Genomic DNA, 20,153 nt, shown 5'->3' with positions numbered 1-20,153 from the left:
ATCTTATGTGCTCCTCAGGAGTTGAGGCAACCTCTGGGGGAAAACCGATCCTATCCGTGCGCGTCCATGAGCAAGATCGGCGCACAACGTGCCTTTCACAAGGGTGTTCTCCATTGTTCTCGCCAGCGCTCGGCAATCTTGTCGCAGGGATTCCCTATCGTCACGCTCATGAGTGCCGCACCCTTCCAGCCGTCTTTCGACGATCTGGGCACTCCTCTGCCCGACGTCACCTTCTGCGTCGTCGACCTCGAGACCACCGGTACTGGAGACCGTGCCGAGATCACCGAGATCGGGGCCGTCAAGGTGCGCGGAGGTCACGTCGAGGGTGAGTTCCAGACCCTCGTCCGCCCATCTGAGCCGATCCCAGCCTCCGTCCAAGTCCTCACCGGCATCACGGACGCCATGACCCGGCCCGCACCACCGCTGACCGCCGTTCTGCCAAGCTGGTCAGAATTCAGTCGTGGCACGGTGTTAGTGGCCCACAACGCCCGCTTTGACGTCGGCTTCCTCAAGCGGGCCTATGCCGAGCACGACTATCCATGGGAGTACCCCGCCGTCGTGGACACCCTCGCGCTGGCTCGCTGCGTTCTGCCTCGCGGTGAGGTGCGCAACTACAAGCTGGCTACCTTGTCCCGGTTGTTCCAGACCACGACAACGCCGTCTCATCGCGCACTGGCGGACGCCCGTGCGACGGTCGATGTCCTGCACGGTCTCATCGAACGGGTGGGAAACCTCGGCGTCACCACTGTGGAAGACCTCCTGGACATGACTCACCAGGTACCTCATGCTCGGCGACGCCGCCGAGTGTGGGCCAAGGATCTGCCGGAAGGGCCCGGCGTGTACTGGTTCTGCCTCGACAAACCGGGGCTGTCCTCACCTGAGGTGCTCTATGTGGGGACGTCGGTCAATATTCGACGCCGAGTGTCGCAGTACTTCACCGCCTCCGAGACGCGGCGCCGGATGGACGAGATGGTCCGGGTCGCAACCGGGGTGAAAGCCCGAGAATGCTCGACTCGCCTTGAGGCGGGAGTCCGGGAACTACGTCTCATTGACGCCCACCAACCGCGGTATAACCGTCGTTCACGTCGCCAGGGATCAGCGTGGTGGGTCACCCTCACCGACGAGGAGTGTCCCCGACCGTCGGTGGTACGCCGAGCTGATCGCGGGTCACAACCACCCTGGGGGCCATTCACCAACCGCCGGGCAGCGACTCGTGCCGCCATTGTCCTTGCTGAAGCCTTTGGCCTTCGACAGTGCAGCGAACCGCTGTCGCGTCATCGAGACGGGTGCCCACTGGCTGAGCTGGGGCGGTGCTCAGCTCCGTGTCTGAATCCCGCCGCTGACTACTCGGCCATCGTCGAGCGCACTCGCATGGCCATGACCTGCGACGTCCGTGACCTCACCGATCAGCTCGCACAGCGAATTGCCCGCCTGTCCGAGGCTGAACGCTTTGAGGAGGCCGCGCAATACACTCAGGACGCCCTGGAGGTCTTGAGAGCCACCCGACGACGTGCCCGGTTGGCGTCATTGGCATCCTGCCGCCAGATTGTGGCGGCCCGCCGGGACGGCCCCTTCTGGGAGATTCACGTCATTCGACATGGCCGACTGGCTGGAGCAGGACGATGCCGCACAGGTACTGACCCCATGCCTGTCATCGAGGCGATCTGCGCAACTGCCGAGACCGTCACCCCTCCCCCAGCAGGCCTACCGGCATGCACCATTGAGGAAGCCGAGTTGGTCGCATCGTGGTGTGAGGAACCTGGGGTTCGGCTGGTCGACATCGTCGGGGAATGGTCATGGCCAGCCCATTGCTGGATGACCAGCGAGGAACTCGCAGTGCGCGTGGCCGCCTCACACCACCCAGGTGACGGTGAGAGCAGCCAGACAGACGGCGAGAATTGCCAGTCCCGCCCCGAGCTGACGACGGTATGACGACCATCGTGTCTGCAGCCACGCCCAGCCGGACACCGCTCCGACGACGACCGCTCCGATGTCGGCGATCCAGATGTCAGACCCCATCACGATGGCCCAGATGATGAACATCGTCAGCAAGACGATGTCAGCGCGAATGTCTTGGTTCTGGGCGTACTTGACGACCGCCGAGGCCGCCATCAGCCCGAACAGCCCGCACATGGATCCTTCGAAACAGTACGGCACACCGGCAAGGCTGATGGTCGTCGATCCTCCGACCCCACACAGCAGGTACAGGAACGCGAACTGCACCGAATCGATCATGGGCTCGATCTGATGGCCGATGAGCACCAGAAGCAGACCGTTGAGGACAGCACCGAGGATCGACGAGGTCGTCACGGAGAAGACCAGCGGCCGCCAGACCTGGAAGTCGTAGGCCGGCATACTTCCAGAGGCCAGCATCGAGGCCAAGGGCGTGAATCGCGCCGCGATCGTCACCAACAGAGTCACTACGGCCAGCACCAGCGAGGCCGGACACCTTGCCGGGGCGGGGAAGACAGGATGCTCTCTCCAGCGGTCGGGCATGAATCTCCTCTGACCATAGGGCCGCCGATGACGGGGAAAGGCGGCAGTAGTGGAAAACCCCGAGGTGCGGCCACCTCGGGGCTCACCTCGGCCCTGGCAGACACCATCCGCCAGGGCCGAGGATTCAAGGGTCAGGACAGCTCGACGCTCTCGATGACGACCGGGTCAACTGGACGATCCCCGCGACCGGTACGAACCTGGGCGATCTCGTCGACGACCTTGCGCGACTCCTCGTCAGCGACCTCACCAAAGATGGTGTGACGACGGTTCAGGTGCGGGGTCGGGGCAACGGTGATGAAGAACTGGGAACCATTGGTGCCCGGTCCGGCATTGGCCATGGCCAGCAGGTAGGGCTTGGAGAAGGTGAGCTCGGGGTGGAACTCGTCGGCGAACCGGTAGCCAGGGCCGCCAGTTCCGGTACCGAGGGGGCAACCTCCCTGGATCATGAACCCGTCGATGACGCGGTGGAAGGTCAAGCCGTCGTAGAACTTGCCAGTGGTCGGCTGACCGGTGTTCGGGTCGACGTACTCCTTGGTGCCGCCAGCCAGTCCGACGAAATTCTCGACGGTCTTGGGAGCCTGATCGGCGAAGAGATTGAGGACGATGTCACCGTGGTTGGTGTGCAGAGTCGCGGTAGAGGCCACCTGCCTGCCTTCCTATGAGAAACGATGTGGGCCACTCCAGACTACTGACTCCCGAAGGATCCTGGCCTGAATTGGCCCTTGAGTGAACATCAGGAACTACGAATCCCTGGTCTACAGGCCATGTGACAGATACCGTGGGAAGTGCTCGATCACGAGCTTTGTCCCACAGAAAATTGGAGGAACCGTGTCCTGCAAGAAGAAGGCTTCCCGCAAGACCGCCGCCGCAAGCAGCCCCAGCACGCTCAAGGAGCAGCGTGCACAGGCGCTGGAGATCGCCGCCGCGTACCTCACAGCCGCCCAGGACAAGGCAGCTCCGCTGGCCGCGCAGGTCGGTGACAAGCTTGGCCCCATCTCCGAGAAGCTCGGACCGCTCTCCGAGAAGCTCGGACCCATTTCTGACCAGGCCGTCGAGGCTGGCAAGAAGGCCCTTGACGTCTCGAAGGAGTACACCCAGGAGAAGGTCGTCCCGGCCCTCCAACAGGCTTACGACACCTTCCAGAACGACGTCCTGCCCGGGCTCGAGGAGCGAGCCGAAAAGGTCACTTCCCTGCCCGCAGTCGAGGAGGCCACCCGCCGTGGACAGGCCGCCGTTTCCGCCCTCAAGGGTGAGTCGCTTGAGCTGGCCACCAAGGCCGACAGCGACAAGAAGTCGGTCAAGAAGACCAAGCGTCGCGGCAAGTTCGGCAAGGTTCTCGGCACCCTCGCCATTCTCGGTGGAATCTCGGCTGCAGCCATCGTCGCCAGCCGACGCTTCATGAAGTCCTCTGACGATGGCTGGACGGCCCACGAGCCCAAGGTCACCTACTCGTGGACCCCCGGGGACAAGGACAAGGCGACCGAGGATTCCACTCCAAAGCCCGCCGACAAGGCCGACTCCAGCAACGACTCCAAGCCGGTTGCCGCGCCCGAGCCGAAGAAGGACAAGGAGAAGAAGGACAAGGACACGTCGGTTCCAGCCGACCCCGTCGCCGCCATGGCCGACGAGGGTGGCCCCGCTGCCGCTGCTGCCGAGAAGACCGCCGAGACCGCCACCTTCGTCGACGAGGGCGCCCGCTCCCAGACCACGACCAAGGACGGCGCCGCCAAGGCCCCCAAGGAGGACGCGAAGGACGAGGAGCCGAAGGCCACCTCGTACGTCGGTGACAATCCGCCGGAGGGCTACGTCATCAAGGGCAATGACCGCTCGATGAAGTACCACGTCCCCGGTTCTGGCGGTTACGACCGCACCATCGCCGACGTGTGGTTCGCCACCGAGGAGGACGCCCAGGCTGCCGGGTTCACCAAGGCCCAGCGCTGAGTTCTCACTCCACGTTTCCGACGGGGCTCGTCAGTCGACGAGCCCCGTCGTCGTGCGTCGCACGTTTTTCGCGGCTGCAGCAGGGACACCACTGTCAACTTCAGTGCGTGATCTGGATGTACTGACCGAACATGTTGATTGACCTCCATGTTTGTGCAGTGATACTTGCACGATTATCATGCAAGTATCACTGCACGATTCCTTTGGAGGTCTCATGCCCCCTCGCTCCTACGCCCACCCAGAGGTCGACGAGATCACACTGCCCCGCGTCCTGGCCGCGCTGAGCGACCCCACACGACTCGAGATGGTTCGCCGACTGGCCGACGGTCAGGATCATGACAGCCTCGACCTCGCAGAGGATCTACCCCGCTCCACGCTGACCTACCACACGCGGATACTGCGGGAAGCAGGGGTGACCTGGACCAGGAGCGAGGGACGCGCCTGCCTGATCCGGCTGCGGCGCGAGGACGTGGACGCACTGTTCCCGGGGGTCTTGGCGGCAGTCATCGCCAACGCCGGGAGCGAGGGGGCCGAGTGATTCGCCGACTCTGGCCGTTCGTGATGGGCAGCGTTGCCCTGGGGCTGGATGCCTATGTCATCGCTGGACTGTTGCCGGCACTGGCCGTGTCCATGGGGTCCCGTGAAGCCGTGGTCGGGCTCGGAGTGGCTGCCTTTACTGGGTGTTATGCGATCGCAGGGCCACTTCTGGCAGGGCAAGCGGGTCTCAACTCGCGGCGCAGCCTTGTCGGCGCCCTGGCCGTGTTCACTCTGGCGAACCTCGCCACAGCGGTGTCGACAACAGTGGCGGTGTTCCTTGTGGCGCGAGCTGTCGCCGGAGCTGCCGCTGGGGTCTACTCACCTTTGTCGTCGGCGGTGGCTGCCACTCTCGTTGGCCCCCAGAACCGCGGCAGGGCCTTGTCCCTCGTCCTGTCCGGTCTGGCTGTGGGGACCGTCTTCGGCGTTCCTCTGGGATTGGCGCTGGCCAGTCGGTGGGGATGGCGGGCAGCCATCGTCCTCATCGTCGTCACGGGCGCGGTGTCGCTGGCAGGGATCCTGTCCCACGGCGGGGACCTACCCCCAGTGCCAGCGTCCAGCCCGGCCGCGCGCCTGCGGGCTGCAGCCCGGCCGGACAACCTCGTGACGGTCACCGTAACCCTATTGACGGGGATCGCGCCACTAGGGCTCTACACCTACCTGACGGTTGTCCTCGGCCAGTCCAGCCTGGCCGGCCACCAAACTGCAGCGATCTGGGTTTGGGGCCTTGGAGGTGCCGTCGGTGCCCTCGGCATCGGACACGTCGTCGACCGGGGACAGCCCTTGCGTCTCAGCGCTCTGCTGTTGGCCGGCCTCACGATGGCCTTGGCCGGCATGACCGCCAGTCACACCCCGGCCGTGATGCTGGGGAGCCTGTTCGTGTGGGGAGTCTGCGGCTGGGCGTCACTGGCACCCCAACAACACGTCCTGCTCGGGGCCAACCCCGACGACGGTGCCACCGCGGTCGCCGCCAACGCCTCAGCCAACTACCTGGGATCAGCCCTTGGCGCCACGCTCGGGTCACTACTCGTGGCCCACGACGCCACTGCGACGACACTGTGCCTGGCCGCTGCATCCGTTGCGGCACTCGCGGTCATCGGCCAGCTGGCCCGATCACGAATGAGCCCCCACTCGTGAGTAGTCCCGCGTCGCCCACGTCAACATCCCCGGCGCGAAAAACTCACGCCGCCACAGCGGTGCTGGTCCGGACTGTCGGGTGGATCAACGCCTGCACCCTCACCGGCGATCAACGTCTCCGGTCAGGACATCTGAGTCTCGAAATATGACACGCAATGTAACAGTCATGTAACAACACAAGTTTGATGTCACATCAGGCGTCTGTAATGACACTTATCCCCATTAAGAAGAGTGTTCCGTGTCCCTCCGGAGGACACGCCGCAGACAGAAAGGCCTGTCACATGATTAGACCGGATCTACCGCCCTCAACGGCGTCGACAGCGTGGGTCGACGCCCGCTACTTCTCCCTCCATGTCCGTTCCCTTGTCCATGAATGCCGCGTGCCGTGGCGAGTCGTCGCCCTGCTCGCGCACGTCCCAAGCCAGACGGTCCGACGACTCGCCGGCCAGGGGGATCGTCCCCTGTCACGGATTCGCGTCATCGACGCCATGCGCATCCTCACCGTCAGCGTTGATGACGTCGAAGCCACACGAGACAGGATCGTGCCAGCAGGAAGTACCCAGGCCAGGACCCTCGCCCTCCGCAACTCCGGCTGCGGGGTCGAGGACATCGCCGACATGCTCGACGTGACGATCCCCCAGGCTCACCGCCTCCTCAATGGAGAGGCAGACGTGTGCACCGAGATGACGCGGCTTCGGGCCCGGGCGGCTTGTGAAGCTCGCGGTCTGGTCTCCACCGCCGAGCCCATCACGACGTCCTGAGGCACCCATGTGGGCTGTCCTCGGGATTGCCGTCTCCTGCGGACTCGCACTGTGGCATTTGCTCGTCACCGTTCCCCGGTTGACAGAGCCAACAGTTGAGGAGGTGGGCGAGGAGGTCCTGGCCGTCAAGCCGCGATATGCCTCCCTCGTCACACCTACCCGGACCGCCATCGTCATCGCCACAGCTGCCCTGTGCGGGTTCCTCTCAACCTTGGCGCCACGGTGGAGCTGGGGCGTGTGGTGGGTCTGGTCCGGATCGGTGGCAACCCTGGTGGCTGTCGACCAGGCCACCACCTTCCTCCCGGTGAGGCTGTGGCGTCGTTGTGTCGCCGAATCAGTAGTCGCGCTGGCGACCACAGTGGCCGCGACGTCGCCGCCACCCATCCCGACACTGGCAGGATGCCTTGCCGTCGCGGCGGCATCAACGGGCTTCTTCTGGCTGATGTGGCGGCTCAGTTCCTCGCTGGGATATGGGGACGTCAGGCTGGCTGCCGGAACGGGTTTCGTGGGTGCAACCACGGGCGTCTCGTCCGTTCACCCCGGAGTCCTCCAGGCAGGCATGACGACATTGCTTGCCGCGACCGTACTGGGAGCGCTCCTGGCCATCGCGACGACTCTCATCCGCCGACGCCGACCCTCGCCGTGGGGATCAGCGTTCGCCTACGGCCCAGCCTTGTGGTCCGGGCCGTGGGCGGCTCTTGTCATCAGCCTGGGGTGACTGCAATCTGGTGAGCGTCGGCAGTCCCCGGATCGATGAACCGGGAACCCGTGCAACCCTGAGGTTTGCCGCCCGCCTCAGACAGCCTGCTCGGCGGGCTCGGCAGCCTCGCTGCGGGAAACACGAACCACCGAGGCCACCGTCTGGGGAAGGGCCACCGGATCGACAGGATGGGTGGCGATGGCGTCAGCACGGGACCAGGACGCCAACCATGCATCGGCGACGCGAGCGACCAGGAGGACGACCGGGGGGCAATCCTCGACCTCGTCCTTGAGTTGGTGACACACCCCCATTCCGCCATACGGGGTCGATTCGCCATCAGCGATCAAGACGTCGTAGTGACCACTGTTGACGGCATCGACGACCGAGGCCTCGGTCGCGGTCTCGATGACCTCGACACGCGGAAGGTCCGAGGCGATCGTCCCGCACAACGCGACCTTCACCTGCTCGCGGACAGTGTGATCATCGGAGTACACGAGAACCTTGAGAGCCTCCGACGGCTCCCCATGCTTGTCGCCCATGAGCGGCCCTTTCCCTCGACGGCGTGGGACTGACTGAACTGCCGGCCACCAAGGACCGGATGCAACACGAGTGATGCTACCGTCTGCGCCGCATCTGTGAACCCCGGGGCGTCCTGACTGCTGAGACGATCCTGGTCCCATCGGTGGACAAATCAAGACATTCTGCCATCTGAGCCCATCGAATCAACGTCAAATCAGCCTGGAACAGCGAAACGACATGACCAATGACACATTTCCGGCCATAATGAGGCCGTGGCCACTTCAGCGCAGACTTCACAACGACCGACGGGCGCCATCCATCCGATCGCGCCGACGCGACTCAACGCGCCGGCAGGTCGTCCCGATGCCCTACCCATGGGTGTCTGGGTGTGGCTTGCGAGCGAGCTCATGTTCTTCGCCGCTCTCTTCGCCGCCTACTTCATGATCCGCCAGACGACCAGCGACATGGCAACGGCTGGGCAGCAGACCCTCTGGCAGACCGAGTCCGGCCACCTGGCTGTCGGAGCAGCCGCCGTCAACACCCTCATCTTGGTGCTGTCCTCGGTGACCTGTCAGATGGGGGTTCACGCCGCCGAGCATGGCCAGGTCAAGCGGACCAAGGGCCTCGGCGCCATCACCTCGTGGGGCATGCGCGAGTGGTACACCCTGACCTTCATCATGGGCGCGGTGTTCATCGCTGGACAGGCCGCGGAGTACATCACCCTCATCGGCGAGGGTCACACCATCTCCTCGAGCGTCTACTTCTCGGCCTTCTTCCTGGCCACCGGTTTCCACGGCCTGCACGTGACCGGAGGCCTGATTCTGTTCCTGTTCACCCTTGCTCGCACCTACATGGCTCGTCGATTCACCCACGAGCAGGCGGTCACGGCAATGGTCGCGTCCTACTACTGGCACTTCGTTGACGTCGTGTGGATCATCCTGTTCTCGGTGATCTACATCGTGCGCTGACACCTCAACCCGCGAAAGGTGACTGTGGTGATGAGATTCCTCTCCACGAAACGACACAGCCGGGCCGCCAAGCCCGTGCTGCTGCTCCTGGCCTTGGTTCTGGTGGGGTGTGTGTACGCCTTCGTCAGCCCCGCAGCTTCTGGACAGGCCGACGCCAATGCGTCGACCCAGGTAGCCCAGGGCAAGGAAATCTTCCAGCAGAACTGCTCCTCCTGCCATGGCCTCAACGGTGAGGGCACCACCCAGGGTCCATCCCTGGCCGGTGTCGGCGCTGCAGCCGTCGATTTTCAGATGGGAACCGGCCGTATGCCGATGGCTCGCCCCGAGGCTCAGGCTCCCGCCAAGAACACGACGTTCACCGACGAGGAAATCGCGTCGGTCGGCGCCTATGTCGCATCCCTGGCCCCCGGCCCGGAGGTCCCCTCCGCCCAGACCCTCAACACTTCAGGATTGAGTGCCGAGGAACTGGCTCGTGGCGCTGAGCTGTTCAAGACCAACTGCTCGGCCTGCCACAACATTGAGGGACGCGGTGGTGCACTCCCCGAGGGCGCTTTCGCACCGTCGCTCATGAAGACCTCTGACAAGCACATCTACGAGGCCATGCGCACTGGCCCGCAGCAGATGCCGGTGTTCTCCAAGTCGGTCATGACCGACCAGGATGCCCGCGAGATCATTGGCTACCTCCAGACCGCTCATTCTGAACCCAACAACGGCGGGTTCGCCCTGGGCGGCATCGGCCCGGTCACTGAGGGTCTGTTCGGTTGGATCATCGGCATCGGCAGCCTCGTCCTGATCGCCGGATGGCTGGCACGGAAGGGGGCTCGCGCGAAGTGAGCGACAAATACACCGAACGCAACGATCAACCGGTCGACAACCCGGGCGTCGAGCCCCATGTCGAGCGGTACACCGACGCCGATCCGAAAGCCGGCAACCGGGCCTACCGTCAGGTGATCGCCCTACTGGGTCTGGTCCCCGTTCTCGCCATCGGCTTCGTCGTCTGCTACTTCGCGATCCCCCGAGACGCCACTGTCGAGATCGGGTCGCTCTACATGAACGCCTCCACCTTCGCGCTGGGGCTGTGTGCCGGCCTCGGAGTGTTGTTCATCGGCATCGCCTGCATCCACTGGGCCAAGCAGATCATGGGCGACGAGGAGATCGTCCAGGAGCGCCATCCGGTCAATTCCAGTGCCGCCGATCGGGAGGACTTCGCCAAGCAGTGGCGCATCGGCGCCGAGCAGTCCGGGCTACCCCGACGCAAGCTCATCGGTAGCGCCCTTGGTGGTGCCATCGGCATCATGGCTGTCCCGGCCATCGTCACCCTTGCCGACCTCGGACCGAAGCCCGGCCCCGGGATGCGTCGAGCCACCATTGAGCGCACCATCTGGGCCGAGGGCGTCCGGCTGGTCAACGACATCACCTTCCAGCCGATCAAGGCCTCCGACCTCGAGATCGGCCAGTTGGTCAACGCCGAGCCCGAGAACCTCAAGGACCTCGAGGGCACCGAGTTCCAGCGTCAGAAGGCCAAGGCCGCCATCCTCATCGTCAGGATGGATCCTGATTCCATCAAGATCCCCGAGTCCCGCAAGGACTGGCACGTCGGCGGCATCCTGTCGTACTCCAAGATCTGCACCCACGTCGGATGCCCCGTCAACCTGTGGGAGCAGCAGACCCACCATCTGCTGTGCCCCTGCCACCAGTCGACCTTCGACCTCGGTGACTCCGGTGTCGTCGTCTTCGGCCCGGCCGGGCGGTCGCTGCCGCAGCTGCCAATCACCGTCGACGACAAGGGCTACCTGGTCGCTCGCAGCGACTTCACCGTTCCGGTGGGCCCGTCCTACTTTGAACGAGATTCTCGTCACGACTACAAGAAGGGTGACAACTGATGGCCCGGCCAACCGGCATCGCCGAGGAATCACCCTCCCTACGCACTGCGACGGCTGACGACAAGCCGTCGAGTCACGGGATGCGGATCGTCAACTGGCACGACGACCGTCTGGGGCTTGCCAAGATGGGCAAGGAGAACCTGCGCAAGGTCTTCCCTGACCACTGGTCCTTCCTCTTGGGCGAGATTGCTCTGTACTCCTTCGTCGTCCTGCTGCTCACCGGCGTCTTCCTCACCATCTGGTTCAAGCCGTCGATGGCTGAGGTTGACTACAACGGCCCGTACCAGTTGCTCAAGGGAACGCCCATGTCGGAGGCCTTCGCCTCCACCCTGGACCTCTCCTTCGAGGTGCGTGGCGGCCTGCTGGTCCGCCAGATTCACCACTGGGCAGCCATCCTCTTCGTGGCAGCAGCTACCGTCCACATGCTGCGCATCTTCTTCACAGGCGCCTTCCGCAAACCGCGTGAGATCAACTGGCTCATCGGCCTGGGCCTGTTCATGCTCGCCATGGTCGAGGGCTTCGCCGGATACTCGCTTCCTGACGACCTGCTCTCGGGCACGGGCCTGCGCTTCGCCGACGGCCTCATGCGTGCGATCCCGCTGGTGGGCACCTGGGTTGAGTTCTTCGTCTTCAACGGCGAGTTCCCCGGCACCGCGATCGTGCCCCGCCTCTACATGGTGCACATCCTGCTGATCCCGGCCCTGCTCCTGGGCTTGGTGGCTGCCCACCTTGCCCTGGTCGTGTATCACAAGCACACCCAGTACCCGGGCCCCGGGCGCACCGAGAAGAACGTCGTGGGCTACCCCCTGTTCCCGGTGTACGCAGCCAAGGCCGGTGGCTTCTTCTTCGTAGTGTTCGGCGTCCTGACCCTCATGGGCACCTTCATGCAGATCAACCCGGTCTGGAAGTTCGGCCCCTACAACCCGGGGGAGGTCACCGCTGGATCCCAGCCTGACTGGTACATGGGTTGGCTCGAGGGTGCTGTCCGCATCACCCCGAACTGGGAGTGGCACATCGGCCACACCACCTGGAGCTGGAACATCTTCCTGCCCGGTGTGTGTCTCATGGGCGTGCTGTTCACCCTCTTGGTGGCATGGCCGTTCGTCGAGAAGTGGATCACGGGTGACGACTCCGAGCATCACCTGCTCGACCGTCCGCGCAACGTCCCGACGCGTACCGCCCTCGGTGTTGCCGCCATGAGCTGCTACGCCATGTTCTGGCTCTCGGGCGCCAACGACATCATCGCCACGCACTTCCACCTGTCGCTGAACAAGATCACGTACTTCATGCGTGCGGCGATCTTCGTCGTCCCGATCATCACCTACCAGATCACCAAGAGGATCTGTGTGTCCCTGCAGCGTGCCGACCGTGCACGTCTGGTGCACGGGTCCCCCTCCGGCGAGATCATCCGCGAGCCCGATGGCGCCTTCCACGAGGCTCATGTGCCGGTCAGTGACGAGGAGGCCTGGACCCTCACCCAGCACAAGACCTACCCGGTCCTCACCGCTGGTTCGATCGACGAGCGTGGCCGTCGCGTGAGCAAGAAGCGCGCTCGCTGGATGAAGTGGTTCCTCGGGGACAATGTTGCCAAGGTCAGCCGCGAGGAGCTGGAGGCAACTCGTGGCCACTCCGAGATCGACTCCGGCGAGGGCACGAACAAGCCCGAGATCACCGACTGATCCCATCCGCCCATGGTGAAGGCCCCCTGTCCACAGGGGGCCTTCACCATTCCTGACTGCGCAACGCCTGCCATTCGCGTTCCCATTCCTGCGGATCGGGAGCATGGCTGCGCAGCATCGCCACTCCCCCGCCCAGTCCTTCGTCATCCCAGTGCCGGTGAGCCTCAGCCATGAGGTGATCAGGCAGCGTCCCGCGGATGTTGGTGACTCTCCACCACTGCACCTCATGACCGTGGTTGGCCATGATGGTGCCGACCCGACGCGGGGAGGTGCCGACGAGTTCGGCGATGTCCGAGTAGGACACCACTGTTCTTGGCGGCAAGGCTTCCACTGCTGCCAACACGTCATCGACGATCGACCTCATGACACCAGTGTGTCGCAGTCCCTCACGACATGACCGCAGGCTGACGACGTGGGAGAATGACGGCGTGCGTTTTCTCAACGAGCAGCCGAATTACGACCTGACGTACAACGACGTCTTCATGGCCCCGAACCGTTCCTCGGTCGGGTCGCGGATGAACGTCGACCTGACGTCAACCGACGGGCTGGGCACTCCCCTGCCCCTCGTCGTGGCCAACATGACCGCAATCTCTGGGCGCCGGATGGCCGAGACGATCGCCCGACGCGGCGGCATCGCGATCCTGCCCCAGGACATCCCCGCCGAGTTCGTCGCGAGGTGCATCCGTCGGGTCAAAGGCGCCCACACTCGCTTTGACACCCCTGTCACCGTCAATCCGACGACGACCGTCGGCGAGGCGATGAATCTGCTCAACAAGCGCGCCCACGGCGTCGTCCTGGTCATCGAAGATCGTCGCCCGGTCGGCCTGGTCTCCCCCGCTGAGGCAGAGGGTGTCGACCGCTTCGCCCAGTGCCATGAGGTCATGACCACCGACCTCACCCTGGTCGACCCCGCCACCAGCCCTGACGACGTCTTCCAGACCCTGGCAGAGCGTCACCAGAAGGTCGCTGTGGCCGTCGACGAGGAGGGCATCCTCGTGGGCATCATGACCTCGCGTGGCGCATTGCGCACCGAGATCTACCGTCCTGCTGTCGATCCCGACGGCCACCTCATGATCGGTACCGCCATCGGCATCAATGGCGACGTCGCCGGTCGCGCTCGCAGCGCCCTGGACTCGGGCTCCGACGTTCTGGTCATGGACACCGCTCACGGTCACCAGGACCAGATGATCCGGGCGATTGGTGTGGCTGACGAGGCTCGCACCGCCTTCCAGGAGAAGACTGGACGCCGTATCCCCATCGTGGCTGGCAACATCGTCACCCGTTGCGGCACCCTCGACCTGCTCGACGCCGGGGCTGACGTCATCAAGGTCGGCGTCGGGCCTGGTGCCATGTGCACCACCCGTATGCAGACTGGTGTCGGTCGTCCGCAATTCTCCGCAGTGCTGGAGTGCGCCGAGGCAGCCGCCGAGGTCGACGGGGCGATCTGGGCTGATGGAGGTGTGCGTCATCCCCGTGATGTCGCCCTCGCCCTGGCGGCCGGAGCGGGTTCGGTCATGATCGGCTCATGGTTCGCTGGCACCCATGAGTCCACCGGAGCCATGCTCGTCGATCACGAGGGCCGTCTGTACAAGGAGTCCTTCGGAATGGCCTCGGCCCGAGCAGTGCGTCACCGTACCCGCCAGCGCAGCGCCTTCGAGAGGGCACGAGCTGCCCTGTTCGAGGAGGGTATCTCCCAGTCGAAGATGTACCTTGACCCCCAGCGTCCTGGAGTTGAGGATCTGGTCGACTTCATCACCTCCGGGGTGCGGTCCTCCTGCACCTACGCCGGCGCGGCCAACCTCAAGGAGTTCCACGAGAAGGCCGTCATCGGCGTGCAGTCCCCCTCGGGCTACGAGGAGGGACGACCTCTGCAGCGCAGTTGGACCTGAGCTGCTTGCGACCTGAACCCTCCCTCACCCTGGCTCACCCTTGGCTAGGGTGAGGGGCATGACAGCAGATCGAATCCTCATCATTGGCGGCCACGGGCACGTGGCCAAGCACGTCACCCAGCACGCCAGTTCACAGGGTCGCCACGTCGATTCCGTCATTCGGCGTGAGGACCAGGCTGCTGACGTCGTCGCATGGGGCGGAAACCCCGTCGTCGCCGATGTGACCTCCCTGCAGTCTTCCCAGTGGGACGACCTCGTCACCGGTCATGACGCCGTGGTGTGGTCAGCAGGAGCGGGAGGCAAGGGCGGACCGAAGAACACCTACGCCGTCGACCGGGATGCCTGCAAGGAACTCGTTGACGCCATTGCGCGTTCCCCCCACAAGCCACGGTTCGTGCTCATCTCGTGGTGCGGCAGCCCCGACCACGCCATCCCCTCCGACCACGACTTCTTCCCCTATGCCGACGCCAAGGCCGATGCCGACCGTCACACCATGGGTTCACCGGTGCGGTGGACCATCCTGGGCCCGGTGACCCTCAGCCACGAGCCCGCCACCGGAATCCGCATCATGGCGGAGGACGAGGACTACAAGGGGGTCAGCGTGTCTCGTGAGGCCGTCGCCCTGACTGCTCTGGCTTGCCTGGATGACGAGGGCACGATTGGCAGGTTCATTCGCTTCTGCGACGGGCCTCGGCCCATTGCGCAGGCCCTGTGAGCCAGGGGCAGTGTGTGAGCCAGGGGCGGGCAGGAGCGTCCAGGGCGGACAGAACAAGGCCGGGACCGTCTCGATGACGGTCCCGGCCTTCACGATGTCACGGTGACGTTGTCAGTGCTGGTAGTCCCCGCGGTAGTACTCGAAAGCCCAGCCCGAAGCAGCCCAGATACCGATGCCCGCGCCGAGCAGTGTGATCCACCATCCAAACACCGGACCGAGGCACATGATCGCCACGACGAGGGCGCACCAGAAGGGCCAGATGCTCTGCGGCGGGAAGAACCCCACCGGGCCGGCCCCGTCGATGACCTCGGCGTCCTTGTCGTCGGACGGACGGGGATCGGTCTTCTTGGCGACAACCTGGACGTAGAAGAACACCATCAGGGCCATGACTCCCGACAGTCCCAGCGCCCAGGTGCCGGCAACCTCGTGAGCCGTGAACCAGTAGATCGGGGTGACGACGAGGTAGAACAGGCCGAGCCCGCCAAAGACCCAACGTTCCGATGTCATGAGGCATCCTCCTTGCCGGAGTGGACGAGTTCACGCGGGTTCGCGTCCTCGGTCTCGGTGGTCAGGGCGGCCTCAGGATGGTTGACGTCGAAGGCCGGGGAGGTGGAACGAACGCGAATCATCTTGGTGAAGTTGTGGGCAGGCGGCGGGCACGACGTGGCCCACTCGAGGGTACGGCCCCAACCCCACGGATCATCGACCTCGATGTTCGGGTCGTGACGGGTGATCCACACATTCCATGCGAAGGGCAGCATCGAGATGGCCAGCAGGAACGCACCGAAGGTTGACACCTGGTTCAGGAGGGTGAACCCCTCCCAGGAGCCGTAGTCAGCGATGCGACGCTGCATACCCTCCACACCCAGCCAGTGCTGGACGAGGAAGGTGGTGTGGAAACCGACGAAGAGGGTCCAGAAGTGGATCTTTCCCCACGTCTCGTTGAGCATGTGCCCGGTGATCTTTGGCCACCAGTAGTAGAAGCCGGCAAACATCGCGAACACCACGGTTCCGAAGAGCACGTAGTGGAAGTGGGCCACCACGAAGTAGGTGTCGGAGACGTTGAAGTCCATCGGCGGGCTGGCGAGCATGACGCCGGTCAGACCACCGAACAGGAAGGTCGTCAGGAAGCCGATGGCAAAGAGCATCGGTGTGTCGAAACTCAACGACCCGCCCCACATCGTGCCAATCCAGTTGAAGAACTTCACGCCCGTCGGAACGGCGATGGTGAAGGTCATGAAGGAGAAGAACGGCAAGGAGACCGCACCGGTCACGAACATGTGGTGGGCCCACACGGACACCGACAGACCACCGATGGCCAAGGTGGCGAACACCAGACCGACGTAGCCGAAGACCGGCTTACGGCTGAAGACCGGCAAAATCTCGGTGATGATGCCGAAGAACGGCAGGGCGATGACGTAAACCTCAGGGTGGCCGAAGAACCAGAACAGGTGCTGCCACAGGATTGGGCCACCATTCGCGGCGTCGAAGATGTGGGCTCCCAGAGCGCGATCGGCCTCGAGGACGAGCAGACCGGCCGACAGTACCGGGAAGACGACCAGGATCATGATCGAGGTGATGAGGATGTTCCAACAGAAGATCGGCATCCGGAACATCGTCATACCGGGGGTACGCATGAGGATGATCGTCGTCACGAAGTTGACGGCACCGAGGATCGACGACAGGCCCAGCAGGTACAGGCCCATGACCCACAGGTCACCGCCAACTCCCGGGGAGTTGATGGCGTCGGAGAGTGGGGCGTAGGCGAACCACCCGAAGCTGGCAGCACCGCCCGGGGTGAGGAAGCCGCTACAGGCCATGAGCGAGCCAAAGAGGTACAGCCAGTACGCGAACTGGTTGATACGCGGGAAGGCGACGTCAGGGGCACCGATCTGAAGAGGCACGAAGAAGTTCGCGAACCCGGCGAACAACGGGGTGGCGAACATCAGCAGCATGATCGTGCCGTGCATCGTGAAGAGCTGGTTGAAGGTCTCCTGATGCATGAACTGCATGCCCGGGTAGGCCAACTCCGCGCGAATGAGCAGGGCAAGAATGCCACCGAAGGCGAAGAAGAACAGTGACGTGCCGAAGTACAGCCGTCCGATCTTCTTGTGGTCGGTGGTCGTCATGTAATCCCAGACGAGAGCACCGAAGCTGGTCTTGCGGCGCTCCTCACGAGTCACCGCAGGGCTTACCGCAGTTCGCTGGGCGACAGATGCGCTGGTCACTTCTTCTCCCCCTCCTTCGATTCGCCGGTGGTGAGGGCGGTGACGGAGTCCGCAGGCTTGATCTCACCGGTGTTGCCCTGAGCCTTGAGCTGCTGGAGGTGCTTGTTGTAGTCCTCGACCGATACCACGTGCACCTTGAAGATCATGTTGGCGTGGTAGGTACCACACAACTCGGCGCACTTACCGTCGTATACGCCGATCTTGGTCGGGGTGAGGTCGAACTGGTTGGGATGACCCGGGATGACGTCCATCTTGAAGTAGAAGGCCGGCACCCAGAAGGAATGGATGACATCGGCGGACTTCAGGTGGAAGCGCACCGACTGGTTGACCGGGAGGTAGAGGTCTGGGATCTTCTCGATGGTGCCCACCTCGTGAGTGACGACACCTCCGGCGTCCTGATTCTCCTGCTCCATGTAGTTGAACGTCCACGACCACTTCTGACCGACGACGTTGACGACGTGCTGGGGGGCGGGATCCTTCTCGAGCACCTTGTTCTCGGTACGGACGGTGTAGAAGAACAGCACGCCGATGACGAGGAACGGCACGATGGTGTACAGCACCTCGAGCGGGAGGTGGTAGCGCGACTGGCGCGGAATCTCCGGGTCTGTGTCCTTACGGCGGAACTTGAAGGCCGCGTATCCGATGAGGCCCCACACGAACACACCAATGACAAGCGCTGCAACCCATGCGCCAATCCACATGTTGCCCATGTGCACGGCACGATCGGAGGCCGGATCGACCAGACCGAGACGAGCTGGTCGCCCAGGTCCGGCGTTGCCACAGCCGCTCAGTGCCAGTACCGCTACCGTTGCGGCACAGGCACCACCGACCTTCCCAGCAACACCGCTGCCACTGTGGGGCACGTCGCGGTCAAGGTCGTGTCGCCAGCTGAGTCTGCGTCCCACGGCTCACCCTTCCCCGTTGCAAGCCCTCCCGACCCGACAGTGGGGCCAGGCGGGTGTTATGTCTGTCACACCGAACAATAGCGAAAATAAGGCGCTTCGTCCGCCCAGTCGGACTGACGAAACGCCTCAACGACCTCAGAAGCTCCGTCCGGAGCCAGAATTGGCTCAGTGGAAGGAATCTCCACAAGCGCACGTGCTGGTCGCGTTGGGGTTGTCGATGGTGAACCCCTGCTTCTCGATGGTGTCCATGAAGTCGATCGTGGCGCCGGCCAGGTAAGGAGCGCTCATTCGGTCGGTCACCACATTGACTCCGCCGTAGGTCTTGACGACGTCACCGTCGAGGTGGCGCTCGTCGAAGAAGAGCTGGTACCGCAGACCCGAGCAACCACCAGGCTGCACGGCCAGACGCAGGGCAAGGTCGTCTCGTCCCTCCTGATCGAGCAGGGACTTCACCTTGGCCGCAGCCGCGTCGGTGAGGATGATGCCATCGGTGGTGGGGGCGTTGACAGTGTCGGTCATGTGGACTCCAAGAACGTGTGGTGGACGGCCCCGGGGAGATGACCCGGGCGGTCGATCCTGGTGGATCGGGCGGGTATGTCGTCCCGTCGCGTTGTCCACTGTATCCGCAGCGCACCATCGACATCGAACTGTGCCGATTCAGCGCGCAGCGGAACAGGGAGTCTGCGCCTGGGTCAGCCGGGGATGAGGCCGTCTCCAGCCGGGTTCTCCGAGAGCCAGACCGAGACCTCCTCGATCGTCGCCGAGACGTCAGGGACGATGAGGTCTGAGTCGACGATGTTGTCGTCGGCAATCGGGGTGCCAACCGTGCGGACGGTCGTCACCAACTCCGAAAGAGCCTCGGTGAGCTCACTCTGCGAGGTCTTCTCGATGGCACGCTCGACGCGAGCATCGATGATGTTGAGATGATCCATTTCGGTGTCGGGCACCTGCCACTGGCCCTCACCAACGATGCGAATGATCATGACTGCTCCCCCTGACGTCGTACCGCACGCGATCCGGTTTCCGGCTTCATCTGTGTATCGGCGCCAGACTCAAGCTCCGGAGTGGAATTGTCGTGGCCCGTGCCGAGCTGTGCTTTGAGGTTGGACAGCTCGGCGTCGATGGCATGGTCACTGGCGAGGCTGTCGAGCTCGCGAGTGATGTCGTCCCCATAACCTTGGGTGGGACTCTCGAGGGCCCCGCTGGCCATGAGCTCGTCGACCGCTCCCGCACGTGCTTGGAGCTCCATCGTCTTGTCCTCGGCACGGGTGATCGCCATGCCGATGTCACCCATCTCCTCGTTGAGACCGGTGAAGGCCTCGTTGATACGAGTCTGAGCCTCAGCCGCCGAGTAGGTGGCCTTGATGGTCTCCTTCTTCGTGCGGAAGGCATCCACCCGAGCCTGGAGACGCTGGGAACCACGGATGAGCTTCTCCTCCTCATCCTGCAAGGTGGCGTGCTGAGTCTGCAGATCGTTGAGCTGGGCCTGCAAGGTCGCCTTGCGCGTCAGGGCCTCGCGAGCCAAGTCCTCACGGCCCTGCTCAAGGGCGCGAGCAGCCGCGTTCTGCATCTTGTCGATGTCGGCCTGCAGTTGGTTCATCTGCAGCTCGACGCGTTTGCGGCTCGTGGCGACGTCGGCGACGCCCCTGCGCACCTTCTGCAACATGTCGAGCTGACGCTGGTAGGAGTAATCGAGGGTCTCACGCGGGTCCTCAACCTTGTCGAGGGCCTTGTTCGCCTTGGAACGGAAGACCGTCGAAAGTCGTGCAAATATGCCAGCCATAGGTGGAGTCGAATC

At 63.9% G+C, this 20,153-nt stretch carries 22 protein-coding genes; 12 read left to right on the top strand and 10 right to left on the bottom strand.

What is annotated here, in order from left to right; translation table 11 throughout:
• The first annotated feature begins 168 nt into the window (after positions 1 to 168).
• Positions 169 to 1,932, top strand: a complete 1,764-nt coding sequence (locus tag O6R08_RS03320) for a DEDD exonuclease domain-containing protein (RefSeq protein WP_271418730.1) — start codon at positions 169 to 171, stop codon at positions 1,930 to 1,932.
• On the opposite strand, the gene O6R08_RS03315 is transcribed toward O6R08_RS03320, so the two are convergent.
• Both O6R08_RS03315 and O6R08_RS03310 read right to left on the bottom strand, forming a co-directional pair.
• Positions 1,852 to 2,430 carry a rhomboid family intramembrane serine protease gene (locus O6R08_RS03315; protein WP_271419204.1) on the bottom strand — a complete coding sequence of 193 codons (579 nt, stop codon included), beginning with the start codon at positions 2,428 to 2,430 and terminating at the stop codon, positions 1,852 to 1,854. The two genes, O6R08_RS03320 and O6R08_RS03315, sit on opposite strands and share 81 nt — an antisense overlap.
• Positions 2,431 to 2,627: 197 nt before the next feature.
• Complete coding sequence (locus tag O6R08_RS03310; protein ID WP_271418729.1) at positions 2,628 to 3,140, bottom strand: peptidylprolyl isomerase; 513 nt, start codon at positions 3,138 to 3,140, stop codon at positions 2,628 to 2,630.
• A 184-nt stretch (positions 3,141 to 3,324) separates the two neighbouring features.
• On the opposite strand from O6R08_RS03310, the gene O6R08_RS03305 reads away from it, so the two are divergent.
• The 5 genes from O6R08_RS03305 (at position 3,325) to O6R08_RS03285 (ending at position 7,587) form a co-directional block, all read left to right on the top strand.
• Entirely contained in the window at positions 3,325 to 4,437 is a 1,113-nt protein-coding gene (locus O6R08_RS03305; protein ID WP_271418728.1) for a sunset domain-containing protein, read from the top strand.
• Between the two features lie 214 nt (positions 4,438 to 4,651).
• Positions 4,652 to 4,975, top strand: coding sequence for an ArsR/SmtB family transcription factor (locus tag O6R08_RS03300; RefSeq protein WP_271418727.1), 324 nt, complete (start codon positions 4,652 to 4,654; stop codon positions 4,973 to 4,975).
• Entirely contained in the window at positions 4,972 to 6,108 is a 1,137-nt protein-coding gene (locus O6R08_RS03295) for an MFS transporter (RefSeq protein WP_271418726.1), read from the top strand. The genes O6R08_RS03300 and O6R08_RS03295 overlap by 4 nt, the downstream gene beginning before the upstream one ends.
• Before the next feature lie 281 nt (positions 6,109 to 6,389).
• Entirely contained in the window at positions 6,390 to 6,869 is a 480-nt protein-coding gene (locus tag O6R08_RS03290; protein WP_271418725.1) for a hypothetical protein, read from the top strand.
• 7 nt (positions 6,870 to 6,876) lie between these two features.
• Positions 6,877 to 7,587 carry an A24 family peptidase gene (locus tag O6R08_RS03285; RefSeq protein ID WP_271418724.1) on the top strand — a complete coding sequence of 237 codons (711 nt, stop codon included), beginning with the start codon at positions 6,877 to 6,879 and terminating at the stop codon, positions 7,585 to 7,587.
• A 77-nt stretch (positions 7,588 to 7,664) separates the two neighbouring features.
• Here the strand turns inward: O6R08_RS03285 and O6R08_RS03280 are convergent, their stop codons facing one another.
• The gene (locus O6R08_RS03280) at positions 7,665 to 8,108 is read right to left on the bottom strand and encodes a response regulator transcription factor (RefSeq protein WP_271418723.1); all 444 of its coding nucleotides are present in this window, start codon (positions 8,106 to 8,108) and stop codon (positions 7,665 to 7,667) included.
• A gap of 252 nt (positions 8,109 to 8,360) precedes the next feature.
• Here O6R08_RS03280 and ctaE point away from each other — a divergent pair, with 252 nt between their 5' ends.
• From ctaE to qcrB, 4 genes are read left to right on the top strand one after another with little or no spacing between them, the layout of a single operon-like run.
• Complete coding sequence (gene ctaE, locus O6R08_RS03275; RefSeq protein ID WP_456298780.1) at positions 8,361 to 9,056, top strand: aa3-type cytochrome oxidase subunit III; 696 nt, start codon at positions 8,361 to 8,363, stop codon at positions 9,054 to 9,056.
• A 30-nt stretch (positions 9,057 to 9,086) separates the two neighbouring features.
• On the top strand, positions 9,087 to 9,890 hold the full coding sequence (gene qcrC, locus O6R08_RS03270) for a cytochrome bc1 complex diheme cytochrome c subunit (RefSeq protein ID WP_271418722.1): 804 nt from the start codon (positions 9,087 to 9,089) through the stop codon (positions 9,888 to 9,890).
• Positions 9,857 to 10,939, top strand: a complete 1,083-nt coding sequence (gene qcrA / locus O6R08_RS03265) for a cytochrome bc1 complex Rieske iron-sulfur subunit (protein ID WP_271418721.1) — start codon at positions 9,857 to 9,859, stop codon at positions 10,937 to 10,939. The genes qcrC and qcrA overlap by 34 nt, the downstream gene beginning before the upstream one ends.
• Positions 10,939 to 12,618: a cytochrome bc1 complex cytochrome b subunit gene (gene qcrB, locus O6R08_RS03260; RefSeq protein WP_271418720.1), complete on the top strand. Its 1,680-nt coding sequence runs from the start codon at positions 10,939 to 10,941 to the stop codon at positions 12,616 to 12,618. The genes qcrA and qcrB overlap by 1 nt, the downstream gene beginning before the upstream one ends.
• A gap of 43 nt (positions 12,619 to 12,661) precedes the next feature.
• Here the strand turns inward: qcrB and O6R08_RS03255 are convergent, their stop codons facing one another.
• Positions 12,662 to 12,982 (bottom strand): MGMT family protein, encoded by a 321-nt coding sequence (locus tag O6R08_RS03255; RefSeq protein ID WP_271418719.1) that lies wholly within the window; start codon positions 12,980 to 12,982, stop codon positions 12,662 to 12,664.
• Here O6R08_RS03255 and O6R08_RS03250 point away from each other — a divergent pair.
• Both O6R08_RS03250 and O6R08_RS03245 read left to right on the top strand, forming a co-directional pair.
• Positions 12,981 to 14,507 (top strand): GuaB1 family IMP dehydrogenase-related protein, encoded by a 1,527-nt coding sequence (locus O6R08_RS03250; RefSeq protein WP_271418718.1) that lies wholly within the window; start codon positions 12,981 to 12,983, stop codon positions 14,505 to 14,507. The genes O6R08_RS03255 and O6R08_RS03250 overlap by 2 nt on opposite strands.
• Before the next feature lie 58 nt (positions 14,508 to 14,565).
• The gene (locus O6R08_RS03245) at positions 14,566 to 15,222 is read left to right on the top strand and encodes an NAD(P)H-binding protein (protein WP_271418717.1); all 657 of its coding nucleotides are present in this window, start codon (positions 14,566 to 14,568) and stop codon (positions 15,220 to 15,222) included.
• A gap of 111 nt (positions 15,223 to 15,333) precedes the next feature.
• On the opposite strand, the gene O6R08_RS03240 is transcribed toward O6R08_RS03245, so the two are convergent.
• From O6R08_RS03240 to O6R08_RS03215, 6 genes are all read right to left on the bottom strand, one after another.
• Positions 15,334 to 15,729: a cytochrome c oxidase subunit 4 gene (locus O6R08_RS03240; RefSeq protein WP_271418716.1), complete on the bottom strand. Its 396-nt coding sequence runs from the start codon at positions 15,727 to 15,729 to the stop codon at positions 15,334 to 15,336.
• Complete coding sequence (ctaD, locus tag O6R08_RS03235; protein ID WP_271418715.1) at positions 15,726 to 17,450, bottom strand: aa3-type cytochrome oxidase subunit I; 1,725 nt, start codon at positions 17,448 to 17,450, stop codon at positions 15,726 to 15,728. The genes O6R08_RS03240 and ctaD overlap by 4 nt, the downstream gene beginning before the upstream one ends.
• The gene (gene ctaC / locus O6R08_RS03230) at positions 17,447 to 18,355 is read right to left on the bottom strand and encodes an aa3-type cytochrome oxidase subunit II (RefSeq protein ID WP_456298779.1); all 909 of its coding nucleotides are present in this window, start codon (positions 18,353 to 18,355) and stop codon (positions 17,447 to 17,449) included. Before ctaC ends, ctaD begins: the two co-directional genes overlap by 4 nt.
• 165 nt (positions 18,356 to 18,520) lie before the next feature.
• Positions 18,521 to 18,874, bottom strand: coding sequence for an iron-sulfur cluster insertion protein ErpA (gene erpA / locus O6R08_RS03225; RefSeq protein WP_271418714.1), 354 nt, complete (start codon positions 18,872 to 18,874; stop codon positions 18,521 to 18,523).
• Positions 18,875 to 19,047: 173 nt separating this feature from the next.
• Positions 19,048 to 19,338 carry a PspA-associated protein PspAA gene (gene pspAA / locus O6R08_RS03220; RefSeq protein ID WP_271418713.1) on the bottom strand — a complete coding sequence of 97 codons (291 nt, stop codon included), beginning with the start codon at positions 19,336 to 19,338 and terminating at the stop codon, positions 19,048 to 19,050.
• The gene (locus tag O6R08_RS03215) at positions 19,335 to 20,138 is read right to left on the bottom strand and encodes a PspA/IM30 family protein (protein WP_271418712.1); all 804 of its coding nucleotides are present in this window, start codon (positions 20,136 to 20,138) and stop codon (positions 19,335 to 19,337) included. The genes pspAA and O6R08_RS03215 overlap by 4 nt, the downstream gene beginning before the upstream one ends.
• Positions 20,139 to 20,153 lie beyond the last annotated feature (15 nt).

This window comes from Cutibacterium equinum, assembly GCF_028021195.1.
GTDB classification, from domain to species: Bacteria; Actinomycetota; Actinomycetes; order Propionibacteriales; family Propionibacteriaceae; genus Cutibacterium; species Cutibacterium equinum.
The sequence above is the reverse complement of the archived record's forward strand: the minus strand, read 5'-3'. Positions and strand labels throughout refer to the sequence as shown.

Excerpts from the sequence above, each read along its gene's own strand:
- O6R08_RS03240 (WP_271418716.1), bottom strand. The coding sequence starts at position 15,729 with ATGACATCGGAACGTTGGGTCTTTGGCGGGCTCGGCCTGTTCTACCTC.
- O6R08_RS03285 (WP_271418724.1), top strand. The coding sequence starts at position 6,877 with ATGTGGGCTGTCCTCGGGATTGCCGTCTCCTGCGGACTCGCACTGTGG.
- O6R08_RS03300 (WP_271418727.1), top strand. The coding sequence starts at position 4,652 with ATGCCCCCTCGCTCCTACGCCCACCCAGAGGTCGACGAGATCACACTG.
- O6R08_RS03290 (WP_271418725.1), top strand. The coding sequence starts at position 6,390 with ATGATTAGACCGGATCTACCGCCCTCAACGGCGTCGACAGCGTGGGTC.
- O6R08_RS03320 (WP_271418730.1), top strand. The coding sequence starts at position 169 with ATGAGTGCCGCACCCTTCCAGCCGTCTTTCGACGATCTGGGCACTCCT.
- O6R08_RS03280 (WP_271418723.1), bottom strand. The coding sequence starts at position 8,108 with ATGGGCGACAAGCATGGGGAGCCGTCGGAGGCTCTCAAGGTTCTCGTG.
- O6R08_RS03215 (WP_271418712.1), bottom strand. The coding sequence starts at position 20,138 with ATGGCTGGCATATTTGCACGACTTTCGACGGTCTTCCGTTCCAAGGCG.
- O6R08_RS03250 (WP_271418718.1), top strand. The coding sequence starts at position 12,981 with ATGACACCAGTGTGTCGCAGTCCCTCACGACATGACCGCAGGCTGACG.
- O6R08_RS03245 (WP_271418717.1), top strand. The coding sequence starts at position 14,566 with ATGACAGCAGATCGAATCCTCATCATTGGCGGCCACGGGCACGTGGCC.
- qcrC (WP_271418722.1), top strand. The coding sequence starts at position 9,087 with ATGAGATTCCTCTCCACGAAACGACACAGCCGGGCCGCCAAGCCCGTG.
- pspAA (WP_271418713.1), bottom strand. The coding sequence starts at position 19,338 with ATGATCATTCGCATCGTTGGTGAGGGCCAGTGGCAGGTGCCCGACACC.
- O6R08_RS03255 (WP_271418719.1), bottom strand. The coding sequence starts at position 12,982 with ATGAGGTCGATCGTCGATGACGTGTTGGCAGCAGTGGAAGCCTTGCCG.
- qcrB (WP_271418720.1), top strand. The coding sequence starts at position 10,939 with ATGGCCCGGCCAACCGGCATCGCCGAGGAATCACCCTCCCTACGCACT.
- qcrA (WP_271418721.1), top strand. The coding sequence starts at position 9,857 with ATGGCTGGCACGGAAGGGGGCTCGCGCGAAGTGAGCGACAAATACACC.
- erpA (WP_271418714.1), bottom strand. The coding sequence starts at position 18,874 with ATGACCGACACTGTCAACGCCCCCACCACCGATGGCATCATCCTCACC.